The organism is Flavobacterium segetis, from assembly GCF_900129575.1.
GTDB lineage: Bacteria > Bacteroidota > Bacteroidia > Flavobacteriales > Flavobacteriaceae > Flavobacterium > Flavobacterium segetis.
Map to the genome: position 1 here is coordinate 95343 of NZ_FQWE01000003.1, position 18171 is coordinate 113513.

Annotated in this window: 17 protein-coding genes, 1 tRNA gene and 1 pseudogene; 13 read left to right on the forward strand and 6 right to left on the reverse strand. The window is 32.4% G+C overall.

What is annotated here, in order from left to right:
* Positions 1 to 11 precede the first annotated feature (11 nt).
* From uraH to BUA99_RS04755, 3 genes are all read left to right on the forward strand, one after another.
* Positions 12 to 422 carry a hydroxyisourate hydrolase gene (uraH, locus tag BUA99_RS04745; RefSeq protein WP_200778640.1) on the forward strand — a complete coding sequence of 137 codons (411 nt, stop codon included), beginning with the start codon at positions 12 to 14 and terminating at the stop codon, positions 420 to 422.
* Between the two features lie 187 nt (positions 423 to 609).
* Complete coding sequence (locus BUA99_RS04750; RefSeq protein ID WP_072988982.1) at positions 610 to 1305, forward strand: SMUG2 DNA glycosylase family protein; 696 nt, start codon at positions 610 to 612, stop codon at positions 1303 to 1305.
* A gap of 408 nt (positions 1306 to 1713) precedes the next feature.
* Positions 1714 to 2088 carry a GreA/GreB family elongation factor gene (locus BUA99_RS04755; protein ID WP_072989714.1) on the forward strand — a complete coding sequence of 125 codons (375 nt, stop codon included), beginning with the start codon at positions 1714 to 1716 and terminating at the stop codon, positions 2086 to 2088.
* 362 nt (positions 2089 to 2450) lie between these two features.
* Here BUA99_RS04755 and BUA99_RS04760 read toward each other — a convergent pair whose 3' ends face one another.
* Positions 2451 to 3368, reverse strand: coding sequence for an ABC transporter substrate-binding protein (locus BUA99_RS04760; RefSeq protein ID WP_072988984.1), 918 nt, complete (start codon positions 3366 to 3368; stop codon positions 2451 to 2453).
* Between the two features lie 593 nt (positions 3369 to 3961).
* Between BUA99_RS04760 and asnS the strand changes: the two genes are divergently transcribed.
* From asnS to BUA99_RS04810, 10 genes and pseudogenes are all read left to right on the forward strand, one after another.
* Positions 3962 to 5398: an asparagine--tRNA ligase gene (gene asnS / locus BUA99_RS04765; protein ID WP_072988987.1), complete on the forward strand. Its 1437-nt coding sequence runs from the start codon at positions 3962 to 3964 to the stop codon at positions 5396 to 5398.
* 208 nt (positions 5399 to 5606) lie between these two features.
* Positions 5607 to 5921 (forward strand): annotated as a pseudogene (locus tag BUA99_RS15550) (GxxExxY protein); the annotation flags it as partial.
* Positions 5922 to 6130: 209 nt separating this feature from the next.
* Positions 6131 to 7597, forward strand: coding sequence for an RNA polymerase factor sigma-54 (rpoN, locus tag BUA99_RS04775; RefSeq protein WP_072988989.1), 1467 nt, complete (start codon positions 6131 to 6133; stop codon positions 7595 to 7597).
* 143 nt (positions 7598 to 7740) lie between these two features.
* Entirely contained in the window at positions 7741 to 8853 is a 1113-nt protein-coding gene (locus tag BUA99_RS04780) for an NAD(P)/FAD-dependent oxidoreductase (protein ID WP_072988992.1), read from the forward strand.
* Positions 8853 to 9593 (forward strand): monofunctional biosynthetic peptidoglycan transglycosylase, encoded by a 741-nt coding sequence (gene mtgA / locus BUA99_RS04785; RefSeq protein ID WP_072988995.1) that lies wholly within the window; start codon positions 8853 to 8855, stop codon positions 9591 to 9593. Before BUA99_RS04780 ends, mtgA begins: the two co-directional genes overlap by 1 nt.
* Before the next feature lie 163 nt (positions 9594 to 9756).
* Positions 9757 to 9830: transfer RNA gene (locus BUA99_RS04790), tRNA-Ala, on the forward strand.
* A 141-nt stretch (positions 9831 to 9971) separates the two neighbouring features.
* Entirely contained in the window at positions 9972 to 10739 is a 768-nt protein-coding gene (locus tag BUA99_RS04795; protein WP_072988998.1) for an enoyl-CoA hydratase/isomerase family protein, read from the forward strand.
* 7 nt (positions 10740 to 10746) lie between these two features.
* A complete protein-coding gene (locus BUA99_RS04800; RefSeq protein WP_200778644.1) occupies positions 10747 to 10917 on the forward strand; it encodes a hypothetical protein in 171 nt (56 codons plus the stop codon).
* A gap of 34 nt (positions 10918 to 10951) precedes the next feature.
* On the forward strand, positions 10952 to 11404 hold the full coding sequence (locus BUA99_RS04805; protein WP_072989003.1) for a 6-pyruvoyl trahydropterin synthase family protein: 453 nt from the start codon (positions 10952 to 10954) through the stop codon (positions 11402 to 11404).
* 9 nt (positions 11405 to 11413) lie between these two features.
* Entirely contained in the window at positions 11414 to 12172 is a 759-nt protein-coding gene (locus BUA99_RS04810; RefSeq protein ID WP_072989006.1) for a UDP-2,3-diacylglucosamine diphosphatase, read from the forward strand.
* Here the strand turns inward: BUA99_RS04810 and BUA99_RS04815 are convergent.
* From BUA99_RS04815 to BUA99_RS04835, 5 genes are all read right to left on the reverse strand, one after another.
* Positions 12169 to 12525 carry a hypothetical protein gene (locus BUA99_RS04815; RefSeq protein ID WP_072989009.1) on the reverse strand — a complete coding sequence of 119 codons (357 nt, stop codon included), beginning with the start codon at positions 12523 to 12525 and terminating at the stop codon, positions 12169 to 12171. The genes BUA99_RS04810 and BUA99_RS04815 overlap by 4 nt on opposite strands.
* A gap of 232 nt (positions 12526 to 12757) precedes the next feature.
* Positions 12758 to 14074 (reverse strand): sensor histidine kinase, encoded by a 1317-nt coding sequence (locus BUA99_RS04820; RefSeq protein WP_084673479.1) that lies wholly within the window; start codon positions 14072 to 14074, stop codon positions 12758 to 12760.
* 211 nt (positions 14075 to 14285) lie between these two features.
* Positions 14286 to 15566 (reverse strand): MFS transporter, encoded by a 1281-nt coding sequence (locus BUA99_RS04825; protein WP_072989010.1) that lies wholly within the window; start codon positions 15564 to 15566, stop codon positions 14286 to 14288.
* Positions 15566 to 17254, reverse strand: a complete 1689-nt coding sequence (recJ, locus tag BUA99_RS04830) for a single-stranded-DNA-specific exonuclease RecJ (RefSeq protein WP_072989013.1) — start codon at positions 17252 to 17254, stop codon at positions 15566 to 15568. Before recJ ends, BUA99_RS04825 begins: the two co-directional genes overlap by 1 nt.
* A 561-nt stretch (positions 17255 to 17815) precedes the next feature.
* On the reverse strand, positions 17816 to 18163 hold the full coding sequence (locus tag BUA99_RS04835) for a HopJ type III effector protein (RefSeq protein WP_072989014.1): 348 nt from the start codon (positions 18161 to 18163) through the stop codon (positions 17816 to 17818).
* Positions 18164 to 18171: the final 8 nt, after the last annotated feature.

The following is an 18171-nucleotide window of genomic DNA, read 5'->3' on the forward strand; positions in this document are numbered from 1 at the left end:
ATTAAATTACAATGAACATTAAAAGTCTCTTATTAACATTATTTCTTGCTACAGCAAGTATATCATTTGCTCAAGAAGTAAAATACCAATTGTCAAGTCATATTCTTGATATCACACAGGGGAAACCAGCTCCTGATGTTAAAATAACTTTGTCTAAACAAGATAAAAATTCGAATTGGACAAAAGTCGATGAAAAATTTACAGATAAAAATGGTCGTATTGGAGATTTCTTGAAAGCAGACGGGAAAGATCACACCGGAATTTATAGATTAACGTTTCATACTGCTCCTTATTTCGAAAAAGCAGGACAAAAATCATTCTACCCTTTTATCGAAATTGTTTTTGAACTAAAAGATAACGAGCATTATCACGTTCCAATAACGCTTTCACCATTTGGTTATTCTACTTACAGAGGAAACTAAAATACCAATCTTATTTTAAATTAACTTAAAAAAGTTAGTTCTTAAAATATTTTAGAGGATTCAAATCCCGATCAAGATCGGAATTTGAATCCTCTTTTTTTTCTTAACATCTATTTGTAACTTTACGAAAGATCGCTTTTACAACGAAAATTATCAAAGTCTATTTTAATTCAAATAAATAATTCATTTGTCAGAAAATTTTGGAAATAAAGTAATCGATTTCAACCAACAATTGCAATATTTAGGAGCGCTTCCTGAAGGGTTCCATGTGATCAATCCATTTATAGATAATCTTGAGACGATGGAAGTAATGCGTAAATTTTATCATAAATTTTACTCTGACAACGAACAAAGAAAATTTATTGTTGGTATAAATCCCAGTCGGCATGGCGCCGGCGTCACTGGAGTACCATTTACAGATACTAAGAGATTAGAAAGCGTGTGCGGAATAAAAATGCATTCCGCTCACACTCATGAAATATCTTCTGTTTTTATGTACGATCTGATTCAAGAATTTGGCGGAGCTGAAGATTTTTACAAGCAGTTTTACATCAACTCACCATTTCCTTTGGCAATTGTTCGAAAAACAAAAGAAGGAAAATGGCTGAATGCTAATTATTATGATGATAAAAATCTCTTTGAAATGGTTAAAGATTTCATGATTTTAACGTTAAAAAATCATATTAATTTGGGCTTAGATACTTCTCAAGTCTATATTTTAGGAAAGAAAAATGCCTTGTTTATCAATAAACTTAATAAAGAAGCAAAATTATTCGAACAATTAAAAGTATTAGAGCATCCCAGATACATTCAGCAATATAAATCAAAAGAAAAACAACTTTATATTGATAAGTACATTTTGACCTTGAATAATATTCTTTAAATTATGTTGGGAAATTTGCAATTATTGCTAATGAAATGTTAATGGCTACAATACTACGTTTAAAGGTTTGAATTCAATCTTATATAGCTTACCTTAGCAATTATAGAAACGAGAAGCAATGAACAAGATATATTTTTTCTACAAAAAAAATTACAAGTTAGGTCTTGTTATGTCTTTACTATATCAACAAGATGATGCTTTTTTAAAAAGTTCTAAAGAGTTTATATCTTAAACCCTGTCGTTACCCAAGACAGGGAATTCATCACTATTCAAACTATCTTTTTAAAATAACACATCAAAACTTTGATGGAGTTTTTCATGGTCAGTTCTCATCTTTAAATAGTGTGGATAATTGACATTTGGGTTATAAAAAAAACTTCTAAAAGTCTTGTAATAATACAAAATAAAATGTCAAAAAGTTTAATTTTAACTACAGGAATTTACGATATGATTAAAGATCATGTTAAAAGAAAAAAAGCAACTGCAATTCAAGAAGCAACTTTACTTGCACAGCTTAAAAACGCGAAACAAGTAACAAGAAAAGAACTACCACTAGATGTTGTAAATATTGATACTCGTGCAACCATTAAATATTTAGACAACAATGAAGAAGAAGTTTTTACTTTTGTAGCGCCAGATAAAGCCAAGAAAAGAAACAACACGGAATCTATTATGTCCACAATGGGACTTGCTTTAGTAGGATATCAAGCTGGAGACACCCTTACTTGGTCGTTTGAGGAAGGTGAAAAAGAAATAGAATTACTTAAAGTAGAGAAAATATAGATTTAATATTTTTACGAATCAATTGCTACCAAAAAAACAGTTTCGAATTTAATTTTGAGGCTGTTTTTTTATTTTAATAATTTATATCGGTTGAATCTTAAACTTATAATTTAACGCCCCGCAAAATCTCTACTTTTAAAGATTTAATCATCAGTTGTAAACTGGTCGTAAAGTAACAATAGCCAAGAAAAAACACATCTCACTGCGATAAGTATTATAGAACTTGATTATACTTTAATTTCTTAAATAAATCTGTTTGCATTCATTTTATCAATCTGTAAGGCATTACAATAATGATTCACGATTTAAATGTATAAACGATTATATTAATTTTATCCTTTATCTATCAATTCCTTTTTTTATTAAATTGATTTTATTAATTCATTCGTGAATAAGTCCTGCGTTCTAATTATAGAGTTTTCTAAATTGTTTTCAATCAACCAATTTAAAAATGAGTTGACTCTTTCCGGATTCATAAACCCGCACTTATTATGATCTCCAAAATAACTGATTGTTGCGTTAAGTGCTTTTTCAAGATCAATATTTTCTTTATCATAAGAAGTTATGTAAAGGTTTAAAATCTCAATTACCTCCGACACATTTTCTTGTGCGTACAAATAACCTTTACGTGTTGCTTCCATAAAATTTATATAGAGTATTTTATTATTTTTTAGGTTATTTCGTTTTGTAATAATAACTGGAGAGTAGCCGTACGGAATGGAATAATCTTTGAGCGACCACTTATTTAAATCAATGTTTTTACTTTCAGCTTCTACGCCTTCCCAATTATTGAAGATCCAAGTTGCATCAGCCGTACCATCTAGTAACGTATTCCAAATGCCTAATTTATCCGGATAAACAATATTAAAAATTCCCTTTCCACCATCCGTTTTAACAAGTTCTTTTACGATTTTGTCTTCATAACGAGCTTTATAAGAGGCGTACGTTTTCCCATCTAATGCTTTTGGACTTTCTAATACAGTTGATTTTAAAGATGCAACACTGCTGATATCCTCTTGTAAAATTGCAAAGACTGCAATTGCGTCTACTGCATTTTCTTTATTGTTAAGGCTAATCACTGTCTCAAAAGGTGCTAGTACGAAGTCAGCAATGTCTAGCTCTAGTTTTTTACCAGGAGTAGTTTGATAATTATCAGTTACAGGATTGATAATTACTAAGTCGATACCGTATTGCTCATAAATCCCCAATTCTTTTGCGATTAAAAGACCAATATGATTAACATTTGGAGTCCAATCTAAAGCAATTTTTAATGTTTTCATCTACGTTTTATAAGATTAGTGTGTTTTATATTATTAATTTTTCAAAAAGTAAATTACGCCTATCAAATACAGATTATGATAGTCAAAAAAATAAAGTTGCGGGCGCAAAATCGTAAAGGCAATAAAAGTACTGCTTTTCCTCAATAAAATTATTTGCTATTAACAAAATTGCACAAACTTTCTAGATGCTGATCTAAAGTCCATTTCTTGTATTTAATGTTTCAAATATATAAATTTGAAATTTAAATAATACTCCGAAGTTAGTGAGGGCTAAATACTTGAAGCTTGACAAATGGAGAAGTTTGTTTCAATAAAAACGCTTTGCAACGTTTCTACCTTTGAGGATGTAAATATCAGTTTTAGACTGACGTTAAAGGCCTATCAATACACGAAACCCTAGCCCTGATAGCAATGGAAATCCTTATTGGTTTTGCTTTCAAAAACAATAAGATTGAAATGGATAGCGGGAAATAGCTCCAGAAAATAAAGTTCCTAGTAGATTGCTTCATTTCACGCAATGCCAATTACAAACAAATCATTTATATTTGCATTTCGCTTACGAGACAATTTTTAATATCAACTATATCTATAAAATGAGACATACAAAAGTTAAAGACTTACTAAACAGTACAACTACTCTTCATGAAGTAAATGCAAAAGGATGGGTGAGAACTTTTAGAAACAATCAATTTATTGCCTTAAACGATGGTTCAACCATTGATAATATTCAGTGTGTAGTAGATTTTGAGAATACGCCAGACGAAACATTGAAAAGAATTACTACTGGAGCAGCAATATCTGTGACAGGAACTTTGATTGAAAGCAAAGGCGCTGGACAAAAATTCGAAATTCAAGTTGTAAAACTCGAAATTCTGGGAGATTCTGATGCTGAAAAATTCCCAATACAACCAAAGAATAAACCAAGTCTTGATTTCTTGCGCGAAAATGCGCATTTAAGAGTGAGAACAAATATGTTTGGGGCGATTATGAGAGTGCGTTCTGTATTATCATACGCGGTTCATAGTTATTTCCAACAAAAAGGATTTGTATATGTAAATACTCCAATTATTACAGGATCTGACGCTGAAGGCGCTGGTGAAATGTTTAAAGTAACGGCTTTACCTTTTGACGGCACGCCAAGAACGTCAGATGGAAAGGTAGATTATAAAGAAGATTTCTTTGGAAAAGAAACTAATTTGACTGTTTCTGGACAGTTAGAAGGCGAAACTTTTGCAATGGCTTTGGGCCAAATCTATACTTTTGGACCAACTTTTAGAGCAGAAAATTCTAATACATCTCGTCACCTTGCTGAATTTTGGATGATTGAACCAGAAGTAGCATTCAATGATTTGAATGACAATATGGACTTAGCAGAAGATTTCATTCAGTACGTGATTAAATACACGATGGATAAATGTCCTGAGGATTTAAAATTCTTAGAAGGACGTCTATTAGACGAAGAAAAATCAAAACCAGCTGCCGAAAGAAGCGAAATGCCTCTTTTAGAAAAATTAAATTTTGTACTAGAAAATAACTTCAAGCGTGTTTCATACACGGAAGCTATCGATATTTTGAGAGATTGTACTCCAAATAAAAAAAAGAAGTTCAACTATATCATTAATGAATGGGGAGCTGATTTACAAAGCGAGCACGAGCGTTACTTAGTGGAGAAACACTTTAAATGTCCAGTAATCTTGTTTGATTACCCAGCTAATATTAAAGCATTTTACATGCGCTTGAACGAAGACGGAAAAACAGTTCGTGCAATGGATATTCTTTTTCCTGGAATTGGAGAAATTGTAGGTGGCTCTCAAAGGGAGGAGCGTTTTGATGTTTTAGTTGAGAAAATGAGAGCTTTAGGAATTGATGAGGAAGAATTATGGTGGTATTTAGACACGAGACGTTTTGGCTCTGCGGTTCACTCTGGTTTTGGTCTTGGATTTGAAAGATTAGTACTTTTTGTAACTGGAATGACAAATATTAGAGATGTAATTCCTTTTCCTAGAACACCACAAAACGCTGAATTTTAATTTTCACCACAAAGTTACATTTGCCATAAAGTCGCTAAGACACTAAGTTGTTTTCACAAATCAATAAGTGATTTAAAAGTAAGTCACTAAGTTTTTAAGATAAAGTAATCAATGAAAATTAAGAAATATGATTACAGCAAGAACGGAAGAAATAGCTAAAATTATAGTAAATTCAGCCTATAAAGTTCATAAATAACTAGGAACTAGCTTACTAGAAAGAGTCTATGAAGTTTGTTTAGCTCATGAAATCAGCAAAGTTGGACTTGATGTAAAAAGACAAATAGATATACTAATCGTTTATGATGGAATAGAATTTAGCGAAGGTTTACGCCTTGATTTATTAGTTGAAGATTGTATTATTTTAAAGATTAAAGCAGTTGAAACAATTAATCCTGTATGGCAAGCTCAAATTATTAGTCATTTGAAATTATTAAATAAAGACTTCGGTTTTCTGATAAATTTTAATGTACCATTAATAAAAAGTGGTATCAAAAGATTCATAAACACAAAAAATAATTATTAAATACTTAATACAATTAGTATATAAAACTTTGTGTATTAATGGTAAAAAACAAAACAAATTAGTGCCTTGATAAATAAAAAAATCAAATAAAACTTTGCTCCTTTGCATCTTAGTAGCAAAAAAACAAAATAAATTAGTGCCTTTATAAATAAAAACTTTGCGCCTTTGCTTCTTAGTGGCAAAAAAACAAAACAAATTAGTGCCTTATTATGCTAAAGCAATTCCTAAATTTAAAATTATCACAGAAATTATCTCCACAACAGATACAGTTGATGAAGTTAATTCAATTGCCTACGCAAGCTTTCGAACAACGTTTATTAGAAGAAATGAACGAGAACCCCGCTCTTGAAGCAGGAAAAGAAGAAGATGATTTCGAAAAAGACGAATTTGAAAATGAAGATTACGATGATTATGATGATGCTGAATCAGAACGAATTGATGCCGAAGATATCAACATAGACGAATATTTGAGCAACGACGAAACTCCAGATTATAAAACACAAGCAAATAATTATAGTGATGACGATGAAGATCGCGAAACACCTTTTGCTGCGCCAGTTAGTTTTCATCAAGATTTAATCAATCAACTGAACACCTTTATATTAAATGATGAGGAGCGCGAGATCGCAGAATTCCTTGTTGGAAGTATTGATGACATGGGTTACATTCGCCGCAGTGTTTCTGATATGGTTGATGACATGGCCTTCACACAAGGTATCTATACTGATGAAGAAAAGGTAGAGAAAATGATGCATGTCATTCATGAATTAGAACCTTCGGGAGTGGGCGCACGTGACTTGCAAGAATGTTTATTGTTGCAATTAAAACATAAAACACCTACAGAATCTGTAGAACTAGCGACTGATATAATCGAAAATCAGTTTGATGCCTTTACTAAAAAGCATTACGATAAGTTAATTCAAAAATACGGCGTTTCTACTGAGCAACTTAAAAAAGCGGTTCATGAAATAGAAAAGCTAAATCCAAAACCAGGAGGTGCATTTACAGGAAATAACAAAATTACTGAAAACGTAGTTCCAGATTTTGCTATTCGTATTGTTGATGGCGAACTAGAATTAACCTTAAACGGAAGAAACGCTCCCACCCTGCACGTTTCCAAAGATTATCAGGAAATGATGCAGACTTACAAGGATTCTCGTGATAAATCAGCCCAACAAAAAGACGCAGTACAATTTATCAAGCAAAAATTAGACTCGGCTAAATGGTTTATCGACGCTATTCGTCAACGTCAAGAAACTCTATTTGTTACCATGAATGCTATTATGCATTATCAAGAGGAGTTTTTCTTAGATGGCGATGAAACGAAGTTGAAACCCATGATTTTGAAGGACATCGCTGATATGGTAAACTTGGATATTTCGACGATTTCGCGTGTAGCAAACAGTAAATATGTAGAAACACCTTATGGTACAAAGTTGATAAAAGAATTTTTTTCTGAATCAATGAAAAACGATCAAGGAGAAGATGTTTCTACCTTAGAAATCAAAAAAATTCTCCAAAATACCATTGAAGAAGAGGATAAGAAAAAACCACTTCCTGACGATCAATTGGCCGAAATATTAAAAGACAAAGGATATCCAATAGCAAGAAGAACAATAGCTAAATACAGAGAACAACTTGATATTCCTGTTGCAAGGATGCGAAAGAAAATCTAAGATAATTTATTTGTGTAATTTTTAAGTGTTAGTGAGCACTGTTTACTAAATAAAACTCTTAATCTTATCAGTACTTTTACAAATTCATAGATAATAACTCAAATGAATTTAAAAAAATATTATTTTTATAAAAACACTTAGATATGAATTTGAGCTATTGGGAACTGAAAAATTGGTTTACAAATGTTGATTATACAATTGTAGGTAGCGGAATTGTAGGTTTACATGCTGCTTTACGTCTTCGTGAAAATTTTCCTAACAGCAAAATTTTAATTTTGGAAAAAGGAATGTTGCCGCAAGGCGCAAGTACTAAAAATGCTGGTTTTGCTTGTTTTGGAAGTATTTCTGAAATAATAGATGACTTAAAATCACACACTGAAGAAGAGGTTGTCACCCTGATTGAAAAGCGTTGGAAAGGTCTACAATTGCTTAGAAAAAGGCTTGGCGATAAAGCGATTGATTTTAAACCTTATGGCGGTTATGAGCTTTTTTTAAAAGCAGATGAAAATAGCTATAACAATTGTTTACAAAAAATTCCTTTCATAAATGATATTTTAAATCCGCTTTTTAAGGCGAATGTGTTTGCCAAAGAAATAGATTCTTTTCAGTTTTCAAGTATTCATGAATATTTGATTTTTAATCCTTTTGAAGCTCAAATTGATACTGGAAATATGATGCATGAATTGATGAAAAATGCAATATCTGAAAATATTTTAATACTTAACCAGCAAATTGTCACTGGATATCTTGATAAAGAGAAACATGTAGAAGTTGCGCTAAACGACTTTAATTTTATTACAAAAAAGCTTTTGTTTGCTACAAATGGATTTGCCAGCACTCTAACAAATAGTGACGTAAAACCTGCTAGAGCACAAGTTCTTATAACTGAGCCAATTGAAAATTTAGATATTAAGGGTACTTTTCATCTAGATGAAGGATACTACTATTTTAGAAATATAGGAAATCGCATCTTACTTGGCGGTGGTAGAAATTTAGATTTTGAAACAGAAAATACAAGTGAATTTGGGCAAACACAATTAGTACAAACTAAATTGGAGCAATTATTAAAAGAAGTAATTTTGCCAACAAGAGATTTTAAAATAGCCCATCGTTGGAGCGGAATAATGGGTGTAGGAACAACTAAAAACCCAATTGTTAACCAGCTATCAGAAAATGTTTATTGCGGAGTAAGGCTGGGCGGAATGGGAGTTGCAATAGGAAGTATAATAGGAACAGAATTAGCAGATTTGATATAATGGCAACAAAAATTACCCAAAAAAGAAATAAATCAACCGTTAAGAAAGAGCCCACTACTTTTTTAAGCAAATTATCTCGATTTTTGTTTAAAGTACTTTTATGGTTTTTTGGTGTTTCCTTATTTCTGGTAGTGTTTTTTAAATTCGTACCGGTTGTGTTTACTCCTTTAATGGTTATTCGTATGATAGAAAATAAAACAGCGGATAAAGAAGTTTTTTTCAATCATGATTGGGAACCGTTAGATAAAATATCCATGAATTTGCAAAAGGCAGTAATAGCTAGCGAAGATGGAAATTTCTTGAAGCACAATGGTTTTGATTTTACTGCCATGCAGAAAGCATATAAAAGTAACGAAAGAGGCAGACGAATTAAGGGCGGAAGTACCATATCACAACAAACGGCCAAAAATGTTTTCTTGTGGCAAGGACGTAGTTATTTTCGCAAAGGTCTAGAAGCGTATTTCACTGTATTAATAGAAATAATTTGGGGCAAGGAACGAATCATGGAGGTATACTTAAACAGCATAGAAATGGGGGATGGCATCTATGGTGCACAAGCCGCAACACAACATTGGTATCGTAAAGACGCTGCCTCATTGACTCCAATCCAAGCTGCCGGAATTGCTGCTATATTACCGAACCCAAGAAAGTTTAAAGCCACTAGCTCTTCTTCGTATATAAATAATAGAAAAGCTAAAATTGTCCGAGTAATGAGGCAAGTTGGAAAAGTCACCTATTAAATTTTTATTTAGTGCAATTTTCGATTTACAAAGAAATGTAACATTCACTTATCAAACGTGCGAAGTAATTATAATTTTTTGAATAATAAAAATGACTAACCACTTTCTTTTCATACTGGAAAGGTACTTTTAATCATTATTATATTATATTTGCGACATAATTGGGGGATTAGCTCATTTGGCTAGAGTGCTTGCCTGGCAGGCAAGAGGTGACCGGTTCGAATCCGGTATTCTCCACTAAAACCTAACGGCTTTGCAGCAATGCAAAGCCTTTTTTATTTTCTAGGCCTATCACTTTACAAATTGAAAAACTTGATATTATTTAAAAAAATCGTTCATTCCTCATTATATTTCTAACTTTACACCAAAATCCCTACTATGGCATTAGAAAATGTAAAAGGTTCTCTCCTAACAACAATTGAAAATAAAATTGCAACCATTACTTTTAGTCATCCTGCTAGTAACTCTTTTCCAAGAGAATTACTGGACAGACTTACTGCTGAATTTGAAAAGTTGAGCATTAATAATTCCGTTTCAGTTATCATAATTCAAAGTGAAGGGACGGGCGCTTTTTGTGCTGGTGCATCATTTGACGAGCTTTTAGCAGTTACTAATCAATCAGAAGGCACTAATTTTTTCTCTGGATTCGCAAATTTGATCAACGCAATGCGAACCTGTACAAAGTTAATAATTGGACGCATTCATGGAAAGGCGGTTGGCGGCGGAGTAGGAATAGCTTGTGCTTGCGATTATGCAATAGCTACAACAAATGCTTCTATAAAATTATCAGAGTTAGCAATAGGAATTGGTCCATTTGTAATTGAACCTGTTGTTTCCAGAAAAATAGGAAAAACTGCAATGAGCGAAATGACATTGGCAGCGCAAGAATGGAAATCGGCTGATTGGGCTTTCGCAAAAGGTTTATATGCAAATACAGTTGAAACAATTGAACAACTTGATAGCGCCATTACTGATTTTAGCAGTAAGTTATCAAATTATAACCCCGAAGCTTTATTAGAAATGAAAAAAGTATTTTGGGAAGGAACTGAAAATTGGGACACACTTTTATTAGATCGCGCTGCCATTTCAGGTAAATTAGTTCTTTCTGATTTTACTAAAAATGCATTACTGCAATTTAAAAAATAACACCATTATGATTTTTTCACTTGTTCAAAAAGTAAATATCGAAGAGAAATTAAGAAATGCAACGGATAGCGGCTACCAAATTGGTGTTGTAATTGGGTCGTTTATTCCTTTCGTCGTTTTAATTTTGCTAGCCTACTGGATGTATACAAGCGCAAAAAAAAGAGACAAAGAAATTTAATTATTCACTAAATTTGCACTAAAATAAAATCTCAATGAGCAATATCAGAATTACAAAACAATTTAGTTTCGAAACCGGCCACGCCTTGTATGGTTACGACGGAAAGTGTAAAAATGTTCATGGACATAGCTATAAGTTGTCAGTAACCGTTATTGGAACGCCGATCACTGATCGTTCTAATGTGAAGTTTGGGATGGTAATTGATTTCACCGACTTAAAAAATATTGTAAAAGAAGAGGTTGTAGATCAGTTTGATCATGCAACTGTTTTTAATGGAACCACACCTCACATAGAATTAGCAAACGAATTGATCAACCGGGGACATCATGTTATTTTAGTGGACTACCAACCCACTAGTGAAAACATGGTTGTTGACTTTTCAACAAGAATTAGCAGAAGATTGCCAGAGGGTATCACTCTTTTTTCATTGAAATTACAAGAAACCGAATCTTCGTTTGCAGAATGGTTTGCTAGTGATAATTCATAAATTTGTTTCATGCAATTACCTAATAACAAGAAAGTATATTTCGCTTCAGATCAACATTTTGGTGCGCCAACGCCCGAATTGAGTTTTCCACGAGAACAAAAATTTGTCGCTTGGCTTGACGAAATTAAAGCAGATGCTGAGGCAATTTTTTTGTTAGGTGATTTATTTGATTTTTGGTTCGAATATAAAACAGTAGTCCCAAAAGGATTTGTTCGCGTTTTAGGAAAACTAGCCGAAATAAGAGATAGTGGTATTCCCATCTATTTTTTTGTAGGAAATCACGATTTATGGATGGATGACTATTTTCAAAAAGAATTGAGCATTCCAGTTTTTCACGACAATCAAGAATATACTTTCAGTGATAAAACATTTTTAATAGGTCACGGTGATGGAAAAGGACCAGGCGACGAAGGCTACAAACGCATGAAAAAAGTGTTTACAAACCCTTTTTTCAAATGGCTTTTTAGATGGCTACATCCTGATATTGGAGTTCGCATCGCACAATATTTATCCGTAAAGAATAAGTTAATTTCAGGTGATGAAGATGTAACTTTTCTTGGCGAAGACAACGAATGGCTTATTTTATATTCCAAAAGAAAATTAGAAACAAAACATTACAATTACCTCATTTTTGGCCACCGACATCTGCCTATGAAAGTCACCGTAGGACTAAATGCGGAATACGTAAATCTTGGCGATTGGATTAGCTATTTTACCTACGGCGTTTTTGATGGTGAAAACTTGGAGATTAAAAAATTCGAGCGCTAATTCATTCCCTCGCCAAAAACGTAGTCACTTAAGGCTATTTGAAATAGGGTTCCCTCAACGAGATCCTTCACATTATTTAATTCTGCCATTGTTACCGCTAAATCTATTTGTGAACAAGGCGTTTTCAGTAAAAACTTTTGACAATATTTTTTTAGATTACAATCAGCACAATTAGAATTTCTAGAAAAGCATTCTTCAATGCATGTTCTAAATTGTAGTAATTCCCTTGTGCTAAGATAGAAACCGGTCTCTCTAAAAATTAATTGTACTTTATCAAGTATTATTTCGTTTTGCTTTCTCCAATAAAATGAAGTTCCAAAATCATTGTAATAAATCTGTTTTATCTGTTCCATTTGACATAATTTGAAACAAAGATAGTTATTATTTATAATTATTCTAAATAAAAAAATTAAAGCTTCAACTTTATATAAAAGCGAAACTGACCTCTTTTTGCCAAATGTCTTACTTGAACAAAATATTTTAAATACACGGTGCATTAAAATTCACTGTTAATAAAATAGCAGGTGCCTATTTACTTCCCTTTTTTTACTTAAAAAGCACGATCTTTTTTTAACTGCTTTTATTTTATCGATCATTATGTTGCACCGCAGGTATATAAATATCAAAAGTAGCTCCTTTATTCATTTTTCCGGTTGCAGTAATTATTCCATGATGATTTTCAACAATTTTTCTTGCAATTGTTAAACCTATTCCGGTGCCTTCATATTCATTTTTATGATGAAGACGCTGAAAAATTTCAAAAATTTTATCCTTAAATTTTGGTTCAAATCCTATCCCGTTATCGCTAATACTGATGTGATAATGATCTACTTTTAAATGGAATATAGTTACACTTGTTTGATCATATTTTATGAAGTCACTTTTAATTATAATGTGAGGTTTAATACCTGCCTCACAAAATTTTATAGAATTACTTAGAAGATTTTGAATCAATTGACGAAATTGAAAAGGAATAATTTTCATTGTACTTAAATGGTGAACTTCAATATTAGCTTGTTTTTCAATTAAATCTTCCTTCAGCATTTCCATTGCTTCCTTAACAACTGTATTGAGATCACTATTTACAAATTTGCGCTGCGTAGTATTAGTCCTTGAGTAAGCTAACAGGTCATTTATAAGTGTTTGCATATGTAATGCCGACAGCTTCGTGCGTTCTACATAGTATTTACCCATTGCAGATAAATTATCATATTCCTCGACAAAAATTCTCCCTGAAAAAGATTGAATTTTCCTTAAAGGCTCTTGCAAATCATGACTAGAAATATAAGTAAAAGACTCAATTTCCTTGTTGGCAATTAATAATTCATTCGCTCGCTTTTCTTTTTCAATATTCTGAAATGCAAGTTCCACATTGGCTTCAATTAGTTCTTCGGCTCGTTTTTGCTTTTCTTGATTTTGATACGCTAGCTCTTCATTAGCAATCACTAATTCTGCTGCACGTTTTTCTTTTTCTATATTTTGAAATATAAGTGCCGCATTAGCTTTGATCAATTCATCAGCCCGCTTTAGTTTTTCTTGATTTTGAAATGCAAGTTCGTTATTTGCAATAATTAATTCTTCCGCACGTTTCTGCTTTTCTTGATTTTGATAAATCAATTCTTTATTGGCAATTATTAGCTCTGCTGCACGTTTTTCTTTTTCATTGTTTTGGAAAGCAAGTTCAGCATTAGCAATAATTAATTCATCCGCACGTTTCTGTTTTTCTTTAATTTGAAAATCTAGTTCAATATTGGCAATCACTAATTCTGCCGCTCTTTCCTTGATCTCGATAACCTGTAAAGCCAACGCTTTATTTGCAATAATCAATTGAGCTGCATAGTTTTTTTGATCCTCAATTTCATGAGCGATTTTTGTAACTGAGGCTGTTTCTTTCTTACTCATTTATATTTTTTATTGCGTCAAAGATATTATAATTAATCTTTCATTTCTGACTTATAATTTAGAGATAACAATGATTAAAAACAATTTGTTTTTAATCATGTTTAAAAATAATTAACTCCTATCTGAGTCTGTAATTGATTCTAAATTAAAGAAATGACCTATTTCAAACACTATGAATACAGAGGCTTTAAGTTTATAAATTATTCTAAAATCAACTTTTTTCATGCTCCTCAACATCTTTTTGTAAATCTAATTTTCTAAAAGTAGGTGATACCGCTCCAGTTGCAAATACAGTAATTAATGTCATCGTTCCTCCAAAAACAACTGCATTTACAGTTCCCATCAATTTTGCAGTTAAACCACTTTCAAAAGCACCAAGCTCATTAGAGGAACCTACAAAAATCGAATTTACAGCAGCAACACGACCACGCATGTGATCTGGAGTTTTAAGTTGCAAAATAGTTTGTCTAATAACCACCGAAATTCCATCAAAAACACCACTTAAAAACAAGGCTGCAACCGATAGCCAAAATAGTGATGAAAGTCCAAAAACGATAATGCATATTCCGAATGCAAAAATGGCTATTAATAATTTCATACCTGCATTTTTTGTAAAAGGAATATATGCCGAAATAATTAGCATTAAGAAAGCGCCAACCGCTGGAGCAGCTCGTAAAACTCCAAATCCCTCTGGTCCTACCTTTAAAATATCCTGTGCAAAAATAGGAAGTAAAGCAACCGCTCCACCAAAAAGTACTGCGATCATATCAAGTGATAAAGCACCTAAAATTGTTTTATTATTGAAAACAAACCTAACTCCTTCTTTTAAACTTTCCATGATGGGTTCGCCAATTTTAGGATTCATTATAGGCTTAGTTTCAATTTGGGTTAATGCCGATAAAGCGAGAAGTGAACAAAATAAAACAATAGACATTGACCAGTGAACGCCTATCCAATTTATGGAAAAACCTGCGACAGCTGGCCCTAAAACAGAACTTATTTGCCATACAGAACTGCTCCATGTGGCAGCATTAGGATATATTTTTTTTGGAACAATGAGCGCTAAAAGTGAAAATATAGTTGGCCCAAGAAAAGCGCGAACTAAACCTCCTAAAAACACAAAGAAATAAATGGAATAAAGAATAGTGTTTTTAGAAAAATCTTTAATAAAAGGAGGCCATGTAAATAAAAATAAGCCTAGGCTAATAACCGAAAAACCTAAAATACATTTAAAAAGTAAGCCTTTTTTTTCTTTTTGATCGACGATATGACCTGCAAACAACGCCATAGAAACTGCAGGTATAACTTCCATCAGACCAATGATTCCTAATGATAACGGATTTTTAGTGAGACTATATACTTCCCACTCAATGACAATAAATTGCATTGACCAACCAAAAACCATTGCAAAACGCAGTAACAGAAAAATATTGAACTCTTTGTAACGAAGTGCTGAATAAGGATCGTTTTTAGATGTTTTTTGAATACTCATTATCTTATACTTTTCAATCGTAGTTGAACAGATGTTTGTCCATTCCATTCATTTTCATCGATACAATATGCCATTTGAAATGTTTTATGGTTACAAGTCAAATCATATTTGTCACCTAGTCCAAAACCAATTGCTGGAATTCCTTCACTTCCATTTTGTTTTACAAAAAGTTTTATGTGTTCATTTTCTTTACCCATTGGTTTACCATAACCTGTGTCCTTTACATCCATTGTCAAAAAGATAGGTGTCATATTCATTGGACCATAAGGTTCAAATTGTTTCAGAATTCGGATCAGTTTTGGAGTAATTTCAGAGAAATTAATGGCAGCATCAATCGTAATTTCGGGAATTAGCATATCAGGATGTATCGTTTTTTGAACTTCTTTTTCAAAAGCTTTTTTAAATAACAAGTAATTTTCTTCTTTTAACGTCATTCCTGCAGCATACATGTGTCCACCAAATTGCTCTAAATATTCAGCGCATGCTTCAAGTGCATTGTACACATCAAATCCTTTTACTGAACGTGCTGAAGCAGCATATTTATCGCCGCTTTTTGTAAAAACTAGCGTTGGCCGATAATAGGTTTCAATCAATCGAGAAGCTACAATTCCGATCACTCCCTTATGCCAATTTTCCTGATAAACCACCGATGTAAATCTATCTTTTTCATTGTTTTGCTCAATTTGATGCAAAGCTTGTTGAGTTATTACTTTGTCTAAATCCTTACGCTCTGAATTATAAGCTTCAATCTCAGAGGCAAATTGTTGCGCTTGATCAAAATCAAATTCGGTTAATAATTCCACCGCATGATTCCCATGCTTAATCCTTCCTGCTGCATTAATCCGCGGTGCAATGATAAAAACAACATCAGTTATATCTAAAATTTTCTTTTTAACTTGGAAAATTAAAGCCTTGATTCCTGGTCTTGGATCACTATTAATAACTTGTAAGCCAAAATGTGCTAACACCCGATTCTCGCCTTTCATGGGAACAATATCGGCAGCAATAGCAGTTGCAACTAAGTCTAAATACGGCACTAAATCATCTATATTTTGATTTCGATTTTTGGCTAAAGCCTGAATCAGTTTAAATCCTATTCCGCAACCACACAATTCATCATACGGATAATTACAATCATCTCTTTTTGGATCGAGAATTGCAGCAGCTTCTGGAAGAGACGAGCCTGGTCTATGGTGATCACAAATGATGAAATCAATGTTTCGCTCTTTTGCGTAAGCAACATGATCAATAGATTTTATACCGCAATCTAGTGCAATAATTAATGAAAATCCATTATCTTCAGCATAGTCTATTCCTAAAAATGAAATACCGTAACCTTCATTGTATCGATCAGGAATATAGGTAGCAACATCAGGATAATAGCTTTTTAAATAAGAAGAAACTAGGGAAACCGCCGTAGTACCATCAACATCATAATCTCCAAAAATAAGAATACGTTCTTGTCTACTAATTGCCTTTTCAATCCTTTCAACCGCTTTGTCCATATCTTTCATCAGGTACGGATCATGCAAATGATCTAGTGAAGGACGGAAAAATTGTTTTGCCTCTTCAAAAGTTTCGATTCCGCGTTGAATTAATAATGTAGCTACAAAATTTTCTACATTCAATGCTTGCGCTAAATGTTCAATTTTATCTTGATTAGGTTTAGGCTTAATAGTCCAACGCATATTTTTAAGGTATGATGATTGTAAAAAAATTAAATCGCACTTTCGAGTTAGCAACAAACCCAATAAGATTAATTCAGTGATTATAGAGCATAGCCATTTTACTTCAATTAATAGATAAAACCAAAAAGCTCTACTAGAATAATTATATTAATTCCAATTTCAATATTATCTTTAGCAAGGTAACTATTTTTGATGTTGTGAATTTGTACTTGTGTTTTGTTTTTCCACCCATTTCGAAAAACTACTTTTCATCTGGTGAATCAGCAATTAACCACCATTGAAAATCTAGAGAAGTGCCTACTGTTTTTTGCTGAAATTCTACTATTAGCTCAAACCTCATTAGATAAAATTATTAAAAACATCTATTCACGTATTTTATGATGAGCATAACGGAAGAAAAAATGTAGCAAGAATAGTTTATCGTGGAACTTTTCTTGTTTTCCGTACAATTTTCTATCGAAAATCACTCTAACTGACTAAAAATGAGCATAAAACTACTTGTACCCAACGATTTATTTTAAAATTAATATCATACAACTATCCTCTTTAAAAACAACAATTTCAAGTCTTAGGTTCTAAAGCACTACCATAAAACCCAATTCCTTCCCAACCTGTTTTGATGAAGTTTCTAATGTTTTGATGATCGATTCCATTGGGATTTTTTAAAACATCAATGCGATAAAAATCTCCAAAACAATTTAAAGTTGCCTCTTCAGATAATTTATGAATTTCAGCAAAAGTAAATATTTTGCATGATCCTAAATTCTCATCTACAGTATTATGCTGCACACCGTTCTCAAAAGCTGTTGGAATAAAGTTATAATTTTCTTCGATCACCGCAATGGTTTCTGCGAAAGTTATCTGTTCTGGTATTTGATTTAATTTTTCTAAAAAAGTAACTATATTCATGTTGATAG